Origin of the sequence: Serratia sp. (in: enterobacteria) (genome assembly GCF_051654945.1) — a bacterium.
Lineage (GTDB): Bacteria > Pseudomonadota > Gammaproteobacteria > Enterobacterales > Enterobacteriaceae > Chania.
This window is the reverse complement of sequence record NZ_JBOFZA010000043.1, coordinates 277078-289879: the sequence shown is the minus strand read 5'-3', so window position 1 is coordinate 289879 and position 12802 is coordinate 277078. Positions and strand designations below refer to the sequence as shown.

The 12802-nt window shown below is 55.4% G+C and carries 11 protein-coding genes; 8 read left to right on the top strand and 3 right to left on the bottom strand.

The window, feature by feature from the left end; translation table 11 throughout:
• Positions 1–11: 11 nt before the first annotated feature.
• From hupB to ACRDCA_RS07420, 4 genes are all read left to right on the top strand, one after another.
• Positions 12–284, top strand: coding sequence for a nucleoid-associated protein HU-beta (hupB, locus tag ACRDCA_RS07435; RefSeq protein WP_004954599.1), 273 nt, complete (start codon positions 12–14; stop codon positions 282–284).
• Positions 285–454: 170 nt separating this feature from the next.
• Positions 455–2335 carry a peptidylprolyl isomerase gene (ppiD, locus tag ACRDCA_RS07430; RefSeq protein WP_438688949.1) on the top strand — a complete coding sequence of 627 codons (1881 nt, stop codon included), beginning with the start codon at positions 455–457 and terminating at the stop codon, positions 2333–2335.
• Positions 2336–2534: 199 nt separating this feature from the next.
• Positions 2535–2918: a ComEA family DNA-binding protein gene (locus ACRDCA_RS07425; RefSeq protein ID WP_438688948.1), complete on the top strand. Its 384-nt coding sequence runs from the start codon at positions 2535–2537 to the stop codon at positions 2916–2918.
• A 124-nt stretch (positions 2919–3042) separates the two neighbouring features.
• Positions 3043–3456, top strand: a complete 414-nt coding sequence (locus ACRDCA_RS07420) for an acyl-CoA thioesterase (RefSeq protein ID WP_438688947.1) — start codon at positions 3043–3045, stop codon at positions 3454–3456.
• 180 nt (positions 3457–3636) lie between these two features.
• Here ACRDCA_RS07420 and queC read toward each other — a convergent pair whose 3' ends face one another.
• Positions 3637–4335 (bottom strand): 7-cyano-7-deazaguanine synthase QueC, encoded by a 699-nt coding sequence (gene queC, locus ACRDCA_RS07415; RefSeq protein ID WP_438688946.1) that lies wholly within the window; start codon positions 4333–4335, stop codon positions 3637–3639.
• Between the two features lie 136 nt (positions 4336–4471).
• A complete protein-coding gene (locus ACRDCA_RS07410) occupies positions 4472–6178 on the bottom strand; it encodes an SgrR family transcriptional regulator (protein ID WP_438688945.1) in 1707 nt (568 codons plus the stop codon).
• Positions 6179–6310: 132 nt separating this feature from the next.
• Between ACRDCA_RS07410 and cof the strand changes: the two genes are divergently transcribed.
• Positions 6311–7132, top strand: coding sequence for an HMP-PP phosphatase (gene cof, locus ACRDCA_RS07405; protein WP_438688944.1), 822 nt, complete (start codon positions 6311–6313; stop codon positions 7130–7132).
• Between the two features lie 126 nt (positions 7133–7258).
• On the opposite strand, the gene ACRDCA_RS07400 is transcribed toward cof, so the two are convergent.
• On the bottom strand, positions 7259–8308 hold the full coding sequence (locus ACRDCA_RS07400; protein WP_438688943.1) for a PLP-dependent cysteine synthase family protein: 1050 nt from the start codon (positions 8306–8308) through the stop codon (positions 7259–7261).
• A 166-nt stretch (positions 8309–8474) separates the two neighbouring features.
• On the opposite strand from ACRDCA_RS07400, the gene ACRDCA_RS07395 reads away from it, so the two are divergent.
• From ACRDCA_RS07395 to ACRDCA_RS07385, 3 genes are all read left to right on the top strand, one after another.
• A complete protein-coding gene (locus ACRDCA_RS07395; protein WP_025120356.1) occupies positions 8475–8936 on the top strand; it encodes an Lrp/AsnC family transcriptional regulator in 462 nt (153 codons plus the stop codon).
• Positions 8937–9016: 80 nt separating this feature from the next.
• Positions 9017–10792: a SmdA family multidrug ABC transporter permease/ATP-binding protein gene (locus tag ACRDCA_RS07390; RefSeq protein WP_438688942.1), complete on the top strand. Its 1776-nt coding sequence runs from the start codon at positions 9017–9019 to the stop codon at positions 10790–10792.
• Positions 10785–12563 (top strand): SmdB family multidrug efflux ABC transporter permease/ATP-binding protein, encoded by a 1779-nt coding sequence (locus ACRDCA_RS07385; RefSeq protein WP_438688941.1) that lies wholly within the window; start codon positions 10785–10787, stop codon positions 12561–12563. Before ACRDCA_RS07390 ends, ACRDCA_RS07385 begins: the two co-directional genes overlap by 8 nt.
• Positions 12564–12802: the final 239 nt, after the last annotated feature.

Sequence of the window (12802 nt, the reverse complement as noted above, 5' to 3'; positions counted from 1 at the left end):
GGGATGATAGAGTGAATAAGTCACAACTGATCGACAAAATTGCCGCCGGTGCTGATATTTCTAAAGCGGCAGCAGGGCGTGCTTTGGACGCAATTATTGCTTCCGTTACCGATTCCTTGAAAGAAGGGGATGACGTAGCTCTGGTTGGTTTCGGTTCTTTCACCGTGCGTGAGCGTTCAGCTCGTACCGGCCGTAACCCGCAAACGGGTAAAGAGATCAAAATCGCGGCAGCCAAAGTTCCGGCTTTCCGTGCAGGGAAAGCCCTGAAAGACGCGGTAAACTGATTACGGCGTTTAATCGCCTGACGTCGTTGGTAAACAATCACCTGACGCAGCGGTATTGGTAAGGTAAGATATAAGGCGCATCAGGTTGATGCGCTTTTTTTATTTTTGTCGCAGGGAACGCGCCTGCACAAGGGTTGTTAATCCATATCACAGCGGAGTGTTGTCACACTATGATGGACAATTTACGCGCGGCTGCAAACCACGTCGTGCTAAAAATCATCCTGGGGTTGATCATCTTGTCATTTCTTTTGACTGGAGTAGTCAGCTATCAGGGAAGTGCCGGCGATTACGCTGCGAAAGTAAATGGCCAGGTGATCGAACGCGCCCAGCTGGAACAGGCTTTCCAGAGTGAACGTAGCCGTATGCAGCAGGAACTGGGTGACCGTTTCTCTGCCATGGCGGGCAACGAAGGCTACATGCAGCAGATGCGCCAACAGGTGCTGTCTCAACTGATTGACAAGTCGCTGCTGGATCAGTACGCGAAAACGCTGGGCCTGAGCGCCAGCGACGATCAGGTGAAAGACGCTATCCGTAAAGAGAGCTATTTCCAGACGGACGGCAAGTTTGACAATGCCAAATATCTCGACCTGATTGCCCGTTCTGGCTTTACCCCCGATCAATATGCGCAATACACGCGCCAGCGGTTGATCAACCAGCAGATGATCCAGGGCTTTGGTGGCTCCGATATCGTTCCTCCAGGCGAAGCACAGTCTATGGTTGCCTTGGTGCTGCAAGAGCGTGAAGCGCGTCTGGCGACCATCGATCTCAATGCCCTGATGGCCAAGCAAACCGTCACCGACGAAGAGCTGAAGGCTTTCTACGAACAGAACAAAAACAGCTTCATCGCGCCAGAGCAGGTGAAGGTGAGCTTCATCCCACTGGATGCTGCGGCATTGCAGGATAAAGTGACCGTTTCCGAAGCAGATATCAGTGCTTATTACGATCAGCACCAGAGCAGCTACGGCCAGCCGGAACGCAAAAAATTCAGCGTGATCCAGCTGAAAGACGAAGCGGATGCCAAAGCGGTGTTGGAGCAGTTGAAAAACGGTGGCGATTTCGCCGCGTTGGCGAAAGAGAAGTCCACCGACATCATCTCGCGCCGTACCGGTGGCGAAATGGACTGGATGGAGCCAGATACCACGCCAGACGAACTGAAACAGGCTAACCTGACCGAGAAAGGCCAACTTTCCGGCGTAGTGAAGTCTTCAGTCGGCTACCTGATCGTGCGCCTGGACGATACCAAACCCGCGCTGGTGAAGCCTTTAAGCGAAGTGCATGATGCCATCGCCAAGCAGGTCAAGCAGGAAAAAGCGGTAGATGCTTTCTATGCTCTGCAGCAGAAAGTGAGCGAGGCGGCAACCAGCGATAACGAGTCCCTGGCCTCTGCAGAAGACGCTGCGGGTATCAAGGCGACTCATACCGAATGGTTTACCCGTGACGCTATCCCTGCCGCATTGAACTTCAAACCGGTCGTGCAAGCTATCTTTGACGGTTCACTGATTGGCGAGAACGGTGCCCCAGGCAGCAACTCTGACGTTATCACCGTTGACAACGATCGCGCGTTTGTTATCCGTGTGGTCGCCCATCAGCCGGAAGGGATTGAGCCTTTCGACAAGGTGAAAGATCGCGTTACTGCAATGGTCAAACACAACAAGGCACTGCAAGAAGCCAAACTGCAGGGTGAAAAACTGCTGGTTGAGCTGAAGCAGGGTAAAGGCGATGAGGCGATGAAAGCCGCTGGCCTGAGCTTTGGCAGCGTACAGAAAATGGCACGTGCCCCGGAAGACAACCAACTGGTGGAAGCCGTATTCGCACTGCCGCACCCGGAAACCGGTAAAGTGGTTTACGGTATGTCACAGGATGCTCAGGGGAACGTGGTACTGATCGCTCTGGATAGCGTTAAGCCGGGCACATTGTCAGCAGACGAAATGAAAACCTTCGTCAGCAACATGGAGAAAGGCAGCGCTAGCGTGATCTTCGATGCCTTGCTGACTAACCTGCGCAAAGAAGCCAAGATCAAAATGGGTGCCGCTGAGCAACAGCAACCGTAATGGCCTTTTAGGGGCGCAGTATGCTGCGCCCGTATTTCCGCTCAACAGTGGATGGGAATAGGCACCGCATTTCTTTGCAACAGCTTGTAATATTCAAAGGCCGCTTTCGCGGCCTTTTCCACATTTAAACTCTGCCATTTGCCGATCCTCCGTCACTGCGTCAAGGTAACCAAGCTGTCAAACACAAGGAGGAAACAGCATGCAACTTAGCGAAAATAAAGCCATTGGTCGTTTTTCTGTCGCCCGCCAACTGCTGTTGGTGGCGGTACTGTTCGGCCTGATGGGGAGCCCTGCCATGGCGGCAGAAAAGGCTGCTCAAGGGCAACCCGCGGCCACTGCGGTATCGCCCAAAGCCAATGTTCCCGTTAGCACTGAAGGGCAAAGCGAAACCAAAGTCAGCATTAACCAGGCAGATGCCGAGGCGTTAGCCAGCGTGCTGAACGGGGTAGGTCTGAAAAAGGCGGAGGCTATCGTGCGTTACCGCGAACAGAACGGTCCGTTTAGCGAAATAGATCAATTGCAGGAGGTGCCGGGGATTGGACCTTCCTTGGTGGAAAGAAATCGTGATCGCCTGAAAATGTGATCCCGCTCGCGGCTGCGTGGCAAAGTGTTCGCGCAGTCGCACCGCTCTGCTACATTTCTGCTACATTTAACAGGTCATACCAGTCACCCATCGCATTCACCAGAGCAGGAGCGGTTGTTTCACTATGCAGACTTATATCAAAGTTCGTGGCTATCATCTTGATGTCTATCAACATGTTAATAATGCCCGTTATCTGGAGTTCCTGGAGGAGGCGCGCTGGGAATGGCTGGAGAACCTGGAGGCTTTCCACTGGATGACGCAAAACAACATTGCGTTTATCGTGGTGAACATCAATATCAATTACCGTAAGCCCGCCGTGTTGGGTGATAAGCTGCGCATCGATAGCCAGATGTTGCAGCTCAATGGCAAGAGCGGTGTACTGAGCCAGCAGGTACTGCTGGAGCCGGAGGGCACACAGGTCGCTGACGCGACGCTGACCTTCGTCTGTATCGATTTGAAAACCCAGCGGGCACTGCCGATCGAAGGCGAACTGCGTGAACATCTGGTGGCGTTACAGCAAAAGGATTTGCAGGGCTGAGTGGATATCGTGATTGGCATTGCCCCTCACCCGAAGGCGAGGGGACTGTCCGTGCCACTTGATTTGTTCCGGTGCTCAGATTAGCACCGTTCCCAACCCCGGCTCCGCACTGGCTCCCCCCTAACGAATGTTCATGATATCCACGGTAGTGACATTGGGAGAGGGCTGGGGTGAGAGGGCTTAAACCAGTCCGGTTTTGCGTTTCAGGCTGACCATCACGCCGACCTTATCCTGCTGATACTGCTGCAACCCATTAGCCCGCAGGTGGCAGGCTGCACATCCACCGCAGCCGTCGCCCTGAACGCCGTTATAGCAGGTGAGCGTATCGTGACGGATGCGTTCCAACTGCTGGTAATAGTCCGCCAGTGCCCAGGTTTCGGCCTTGTTGAGCCACATCAACGGCGTTTCAAAGCGAATATCACGTGCGATCCCCAGCACGATGGCCTGATTCAGGGCCTTGACGAACTCATCGCGGCAATCCGGGTAGCCAGAGAAGTCGGTCTCGCACACGCCGGTGATCACGGCTTCAGCTTCCACTTGGTAAGCATAAATTGCCGCCAAGGTCAGGAACAGAATGTTGCGGCCCGGCACAAAGGTGCTTGGCAAGGCATCCGTCTGCGAACTGTCGTAGGCGGGCACCGGAATGTTATCGCGAGTCAGGCTGCTAATCGCCAACTCATTGAGCAGTCCCACGTCCAACACCTTGTGCGCCTTGGCTCCCAGGGTTTGGCACAAAGCCTGGGCCACCTCGATTTCGGCACGATGACGCTGGCCATAATCGAACGTGATGCAGTGAACTTCATCATACTGTTGCAATGCCTGGATCAAGCAGGTCGTGGAGTCTTGTCCACCGCTAAAAACGACGACTGCGCGCTTCATAAATCTACCTTTTCTGTTGGGCCACTCCCGATGCACACTCGGGCGGCCGGTTTATGCCAGGCTACGGCGTGACTTGCCTGAACCTGACGCTACGGAGGGGATGCTATCAGAAATGGCAGATAGAACGTAGAGCAACCTAATCATCCAGCGGTGGGGGCAACCAGGCCTGACAAAAATCAAACCAGCCATAGGCGGTGAGCATGACGCCATGTATGCGGGGAGGGGCGCTGACCTGATATTGATAATTGAATAAGGGGGTGAGGATCGCGGCCCCCATCAGCTGTTGATAATACCCTTTTAGCTGGCTGTAACGCTGTTGCGGCGCGGGGTGCTGCTGGATCTGCCGCAGGATCCGCTGTTGCAGCTGCCAGTCCTCTTCCCGCAAGATCCCCCGCCACAACAAATCGCGCCGCAGCCAACTCTCCAACGTCGCCTCCGGGGCCTCACCAATCAGGTTATCGGCCAGCAACAGATCGGCTTGGGCTATCTGCTCGGTACTTTGCCAACGTTTGCCGGAATAATAGCGGATCTCCAATTGGCAGCCATGCTCGGCCAGCAATTGCTGCAAAGCCTGCGTGACGCTCTCCAGTTCGATCGGTGGATGGTACAACAGCGTCAATCGAGAGGGCAGCTCAACGTCCTGGTGTACATCATGCTCGGGGATCGCCCAGCCGGGCAGCATTTCGTGGCTTGGCGTGATCACCCCTTGTTGGATTGGCAGACTGGCCAATAATCCTGAGCGCTGGATGAGCATCAGCAACTTTTGCCCCTGAGCTTCACTCAGTACGCCACGGCGCTGGTTAATTGCCAGATAGCACCATCCCAGGCTCATACTGCGTTGTACCGGCCGCGCCTGTGCCAGCTCTTCCTGTTGGCCGATGGTGATACGAACCGGGTGCAGGCAGCTGGTGTCGCTACTGTTAGTTGGCAACTCCGGTGTGATCCAATATTCGATGCTTTCCAGATAAGGATGTTGCAGATGGTAATAGGGGTGTTGTTCCAGCCTTACCATATGCGGTTCGTTGAGCACCAATTTAAAGGGGCCAGCGCCGCTGGCCGGTAAATCCGGATGTGTTATCAGGCAGGGCAGCTCTGCCAGCCGATGTGCTAGCCAATAGTCGGGTATATGCAGATCGAACTGGATACATAGCGCATGCGGCAGGCTGATTGCCGCTACGCTGCTCAATAAGGGTTGGCTGCGTGGATGCTGGCGCAGGGTGTTGAGGGTTTGCAACAGCTGTTGGCCGGTCAGGGCTTCGCCGTTATGCCAGCGTAATTGGCTGCGTAGGAAAAACTGCCAACGCAGGCCGTCCTCGCTGATTTGCCAATGATGGGCCAGATCGGGCTGTGGCTCGGGGCAACCGGTATTGAAGCGCGTCAATCCGGCATACACGGTCGCCACCAAATGTTGTTCCGCACGGCCGCTTAGCGTCAGCGGATCGAGCTTTTCCAGCGTGCGGTAATAGGGAATACGCAGAGTTGGGCTGCCTTCCTGCCATTGCCCGCCGAGGTGGGGGCTAAGCAACTCTTGCAGATGCTGTGGCGCAAGCTGCGCCATTTCCAATGCCCCCTGATGATCGCCCAGTTGCAGTAAGCGCTGGAGATGCGCTGCTCGCAGTTCATCGGGGGTTTTCAGGCATTGCAGCTGCGCGCGTTTACCTCGGCCAGCCTGGGAATGCCAACTTAGCCAACCTTGTTCCTGCAACTGCTGCACCAGTGTGCGGGCATGCCGTTCACTGCAATAGAATATCGCTGCCAACTCACCGATAGTGATCGCCACCGGGGCGCTGCCTAGCTGGTGGTACAAACGTTGATACTGACCGAGACGGTGAACCAGACGCATAGCGTTATCCCAAGTGCTGCAAGCGATGAAGTTTAAATCAGGAAGTGTTTATGCAAATTGTTCACTATTACTTCCGTAAATACCACCCCATACTGCGTTGATTGCCATTGTGCTCACAGTTACGAGGTTTCTATGTACCGCCTGGCCGCTTTCGATATGGATGGCACCCTGCTGACCCCCGATCACCGTGTCGGATCGGAAACGCTGAGCGCGTTAAATCAGCTGATCGACCGGCAGATGGTAGTGACCTTTGCCACCGGACGGCATTACCTCGATGCCCAGCCAATCATGGCTCAACTGGGTTTGCAGGGTTATCTGATCACCGGTAACGGCACTCGCGTTTATGACCTGCATGGGCAGCAACTGCACGCCACGGACTTACCCGCGGAGATTGCCGAAGAGGTTTTGCATACCCATTGGCGTACCTCTGCCAGCATGCACGTGTTTCGTGATGAAGGGTGGTTGACCGAACATGCGGTACCGGAAATGCTGGCTGCCCATCATCTAAGCGGTTTTCATTTCCAACTGACCGACCTGCGCCGCCTGTCCGCATTGGGCAACAGCAAGGTCTGTTTCTGTGCCCCCCATGAAGAGTTGGTTGAGTTGCAGTCACAGTTGAGTGAGCATTTTGGGACTCGTGCCGATCTGTGCTTCTCGGCCTACGATTGTCTCGAAGTGCTGCCAAAAGGCTGCAACAAGGGGGCGGCATTGGAGCGGCTCAGCCAACATTTGGGGCTGACGCTGGCGGATTGTATGGCCTTTGGCGATGCGATGAATGACAAGGAAATGCTGGCAGGCGTCGGGCACGGCGTGGTGATGGGCAATGCCTTGCCACAGTTGAAATCCCTGTTGCCGCAACTACAGATTATCGGCCGCTGCGAACATCAGGCGGTGGCTCACTATTTGCAACATTGGCTGCGTTCACCACACCTCACCTATTCCCCCGAATTCTGAGGTATTACTATTACAGCCGGCCGGGTATGACTACCCGGCTTTTTTTATTCCCTGAGTCGAATGATTACTCGCTCCGTAGGGCGCTGCACGCTGCGCCCTTCTGGATAATCCTACTAACTTAATAAGTTATTCACCTGACAAGTTAGCCAGTTGAGCGCGGTAAGGCGTCAAATCACCGATATTATTGCTGACCCAGTCGCTATTGTAATAGGTATCCAGATAGCGCTCGCCGCTGTCGCATAGCAGGGTGACGATAGCACCTTGCTCGCCTTTTTCCCGCATCTGCTTGGCTAATTGCAGCGCTCCCCAGACGTTAGTGCCGGTAGAGGCTCCTACCTTGCGGCCCAGAATGTTTTCCAACCAATAAATGGTGGCAATACTGGCGGCATCGGGTACGCGCAGCATGTTGTCGATCACCGAAGGGATAAACGATGGTTCAGCGCGTGGGCGGCCAATACCTTCAATGCGGCTGCCACAGCTGCCGATGATGGTGCGATCGCCATGATGGTAACAGTCGTAGAAGACCGAGTTTTCCGGATCGACCACGGTGAGCTGCGTATCATGGCCTTGATAGCGAATGTAGCGTCCCAGCGTGGCCGAGGTGCCACCGGTGCCTGCACTCATCACGATGTGTTTCGGGATCGGGTGCGGTTCGCGTTCCATCTGGCGGAAAATGCTGTCGGCGATGTTGTTGTTGCCGCGCCAATCGGTAGCACGTTCGGCAAAGGTGAACTGATCCATATAATGTCCGTTCAACTCTTTGGCCAACTCCTCCGATACCGCATAAATCTGTGCCGCATGATCGACAAAATGGCTGCGGCCACCGTAGAAGGCGATCTGCTCCACCTTACGCTTGGCGGTGCAGGAAGGCATGACCGCGATAAACGGCAGGCCGAGCAGGCGGGCAAAATAGGCCTCAGATACCGCCGTGCTGCCCGAAGAGGCTTCAATAATCGGCGTATTCTGGTTGATCCAGCCGTTGCATAGCCCATAAAGGAACAATGACCGCGCCAGACGATGTTTCAGGCTACCGGTGGGATGGGTGCTCTCATCTTTCAGGTAAAGATAGATGCCAGGGAATTCCGGCAGGTTTAAGCGGATCAGGTGGGTATCGGCGGAGCGTTGGAAATCCGCTTCTATTTCACCGATAGCATATTTTACCCAAGCGTTTGTCATATTCTGGCCTCAATATAGGGGGCTTAAACCCGCCGCCTTGCAAGCCGTAGCTTGAAGTTCAGCAAGGTTGTTTGAGGTGTAGCATAGCGTTTCGCTGAGAAAAAAGGATTGCCATTTTTCCTGTTTAATCGCCTAATGAGAGAAATATTTTCTATGAAAACCCCCTATGCTGGATAAAACTGACCGTAAACTGCTGTGCATGCTGCAACAGGACTGTACGCAATCGCTGCAAGTGCTGGCCGAAGCGGTGAACCTGACCTCAACGCCCTGCTGGAAACGGCTGAAAAGGCTGGAGGATGAAGGTTACATTCGTGGGCGTGTGGCGCTGCTGGATAATGAAAAGCTCGGGCTTGGCCTGACGGCGTTTGTGCTGATAAAAACCCAGCAGCACAGCAGCGAGTGGTATCAGAAGTTTGTCGACCTCACCGCGCAGATGCCGGAGGTGTTGGCGTTTTACCGCATGGCGGGGGAGTACGATTACCTGATGCAGGTCGAGGTGGCGGACATGAAAAGCTATGACAATTTCTATAAACGCCTGGTGACCGGCGTGCCGGGGCTGATCGATGTGACTTCCAGCTTCGCCATGGAAAAAATCAAATACACCACGGCGCTGCCCGTGCCAGAGTGACATCTTCACTCTACTGTTGAATGTTAAGGTTGCAGGGCCGCAACCGGTAATTTGTCGGATACTGTCTGGAATAAAACTGCGTGAGACTCTTTGCTCAAATCGGCTGGTACTTTCGCCGCGAGTGGCGCCGCTACCTAGGGGCCGTGGTGCTGCTGATCGTCATTGCCATACTGCAACTGCTGCCGCCTAAGCTGGTCGGCATCATTGTCGACGGCGTTACCAAGGAACAGATGTCCAGCAAGGTGCTGATGGCCTGGCTGGGCTTGATGCTTGGCACCGCCATTGTGGTTTATCTGCTGCGCTATGTGTGGCGAGTGCTGCTGTTTGGGGCCTCCTATCAGCTTGCGGTCGAACTGCGGGAAAACTTCTATCGCCAACTCAGCCGCCAGAATCCGGCCTTCTATCTGCGCCACCGCACCGGCGATCTGATGGCCAGGGCGACCAATGACGTCGATCGCGTGGTGTTTGCCGCCGGTGAAGGCGTGTTGACGCTGGTGGATTCTTTGGTGATGGGGCTGGCGGTGCTGATTGTGATGAGCACCCAGATCAGTTGGCAATTGACCCTGCTTTCCCTGATCCCGATGCCGATCATGGCGATCGTCATCAAATACTACGGCGATCAGCTGCATCAGCGGTTCAAGTCAGCGCAGGCGGCGTTCTCCAGCCTCAACGATCAGGCCCAGGAGAGCATGACCAGCATCCGCATGATCAAGGCATTTGGCCTGGAAGATCATCAGTCCAACCAGTTTGCCGACGTGGCGGCACAAACCGGCGCCAAGAATATGCACGTGGCACGAGTCGATGCGCGCTTTGATCCCACCATTTATATCGCCATCGGCGCGGCCAATCTGTTGGCGATCGGCGGCGGTAGCTGGATGGTGGTGAATGGTTCCCTCACGCTGGGCCAACTGACCAGCTTTGTCATGTACCTCGGCCTGATGATTTGGCCGATGCTGGCGCTGGCCTGGATGTTCAACATTGTCGAGCGCGGCAGTGCGGCCTATGGCCGTATCCGCAGTTTGTTGGAAGAGGCTCCTGCCGTGAAAGATGGTGAGCTCGATCTGCCCGCAGGGCGCGGTAGCCTGAGTGTGGCAATCAACGCCTTCCATTACCCGCAAACCAACAAGCCAGCGTTACATGATGTGGCGTTGCAGTTGCAGCCGGGGCAGATGCTGGGGCTATGCGGGCCAACCGGTTCGGGTAAATCGACGCTGCTCTCGTTGATCCAACGCCAGTTCGATATTGATGACGGCCAGATCAGCTATCACGGTTTGCCACTCAGCCAAATCAAGCTCGACGGCTGGCGTTCCCGTTTGTCGGTCGTCAGCCAGACGCCGTTCCTGTTTTCCGATAGCGTGGCCAGCAACATCGCGTTGGGCAATCCGGCGGCCACTCAGGAACAGATTGAACAGGCTGCGCGCCTGGCCAGCGTGCATGAAGATATTCTGCGCTTGCCGCAGGGTTACGAGACTGAGGTAGGAGAACGTGGCGTGATGCTTTCTGGTGGCCAGAAGCAGCGTATTTCCATTGCGCGGGCGCTATTGATGGAGGCAGAAATACTGATCCTCGACGATGCCCTGTCAGCGGTGGATGGGCGCACCGAACACCAGATCCTGCATAACCTGCGCAGTTGGGGGCAAAACCGCACGGTGATCATCAGTGCGCACCGCCTTTCGGCCCTGACCGAAGCCAGTGAAATCCTGGTGATGCAACATGGCTCGGTGGTACAACGCGGGCAACATGGGCAATTGGCAACCGAGCCAGGCTGGTATCGCGACATGTATCGCTATCAGCAGTTGGAGGCGGCGCTGGATGAGGCTCCCGAAAACAGCGAAGAGGTTTTGGCCGATGAGTAAGTTACAAAACATGTGGCCAACGCTGAAGCGCTTACTGGCCTATGGCTCTCCTTATCGTAAACCGCTGGGGTTGGCGGTATTGATGCTGTGGGTCGCGGCGGCGGCAGAAGTCGCCGGGCCGATCCTGATCAGCTACTTTATCGATAATTATGTGGCGAAAGGGCAATTGCCGCTGATGATTGTCAGCTCCCTGGCGGTGGCTTATATCCTGCTGGAACTGCTTGCTGCGGCGTTGCACTATTTTCAGGCCATTCTGTTTAATCGGGCTGCGGTTGGAGTGGTCCAGCGTCTGCGTACCGACGTAATGGATGCTGCTCTGCGCCAACCGCTAAGCGCCTTTGATACCCAACCGGTCGGGCAATTGATCTCGCGGGTAACCAACGATACCGAAGTGATCAAAGATCTGTATGTGATGGTGGTATCGACGGTACTGAAAAGTGCGGCGCTGATCGGGGCGATGCTGGTGGCGATGTTCAGCCTGGACTGGCGTATGGCGCTGGTGGCGATCTGCATCTTCCCGGCGGTGCTAGTGGTGATGGGGATCTACCAATATTACAGCACGCCGATTGTGCGGCGAATGCGTGGCTATCTGGCGGATATCAACGACGGTTTCAATGAAGTGATCAGCGGTATGGGCGTGATCCAGCAATTCCGCCAACAGATCCGCTTTGGTGAGCGCATGAGCGCGGCCAGCCGCTCGCATTATACTGCCCGCATGCAGACGCTGCGCCTGGACGGTTTCCTGTTGCGGCCGCTGCTTAGCCTGTTCTCTGCCTTGGTGCTCTGTGGGCTGTTGATGCTGTTTGGCTTCAGCGGCGAGGGCTCGATTGGCGTGGGGGTGCTGTATGCCTTTATCAACTATCTTGGCCGGCTGAACGAACCGCTGATTGAACTGACCGCCCAGCAATCGATTTTGCAGCAGGCGGTGGTGGCCGGTGAGCGTATTTTCGAGCTGATGGATCGCAGCCAGCAGAGCTATGGCAGCGACGATCGCCCGCTGACCAGTGGCCGTATCGATATCAACGACCTGAGCTTTGCCTACCGCAGCGACAAAAAAGTGCTGCAACATATCTCTTTGCAGGTGCCGTCGCGGGGTTTTGTTGCCCTGGTGGGGCATACCGGCAGTGGCAAGAGCACCTTGGCTAACCTGCTGATGGGCTATTACCCGCTGAGCGAAGGTGAAATTCGTCTCGATGGCCGCCCGTTGTCCAGTCTTTCACACCGCACTTTGCGCCAAGGCATCGCCATGGTGCAGCAAGATCCGGTGGTAATGGCGGAGTCGGTGCTGGCAAACGTCACGCTTGGCCGGGCAATCGGCGAAGAGGCGGTCTGGCAGGCGCTGGAAACGGTGCAACTAGGTGAACTGGTGCGTGGCTTGCCTCAAGGGATCCATACGCGTCTGGGGGAGCAGGGGAACAATCTGTCCGTCGGCCAGAAACAGCTATTGGCCTTGGCTCGCGTGCTGGTACAGGCACCGCAGATCCTGATCCTGGATGAAGCGACCGCCAATATAGACTCTGGCACCGAGCAGGCGATCCAACGTGCCTTACGCCTGATCCGTGAGCAGACAACGCTGGTGGTGATCGCCCATCGCCTTTCAACCATTGTTGATGCCGATTCTATCCTGGTACTCCATCGCGGCCATGCGGTGGAGCAGGGGAACCATCAGCAACTGTTGGCGCAGCAGGGGCGTTATTATCAGATGTATCAGCTACAGCTGGTGGGGGAAGAGTTGGCCGCCACCACTCGTGATGAGACTCAACCCGCATAATAGTCAGTAAGGGCTCCGTTCATTCCCGGAGCCCGCACCACCAACAGGCATTCACGCTTTTCAATTCCCTCCTGCTGCACTTTCCCAACGCGCACTGCACCAAAAAAGTGCGGGATCTCTGGGCCGCAATCTCGGCTTTCGCCCGGTATCGGCATTCGATCCCACGAATCCCCACGTAATCTATTGAAGTAAAACAGTTTATAATTTATGGCACAGCCTTTGCTTTATATGACTCGTAG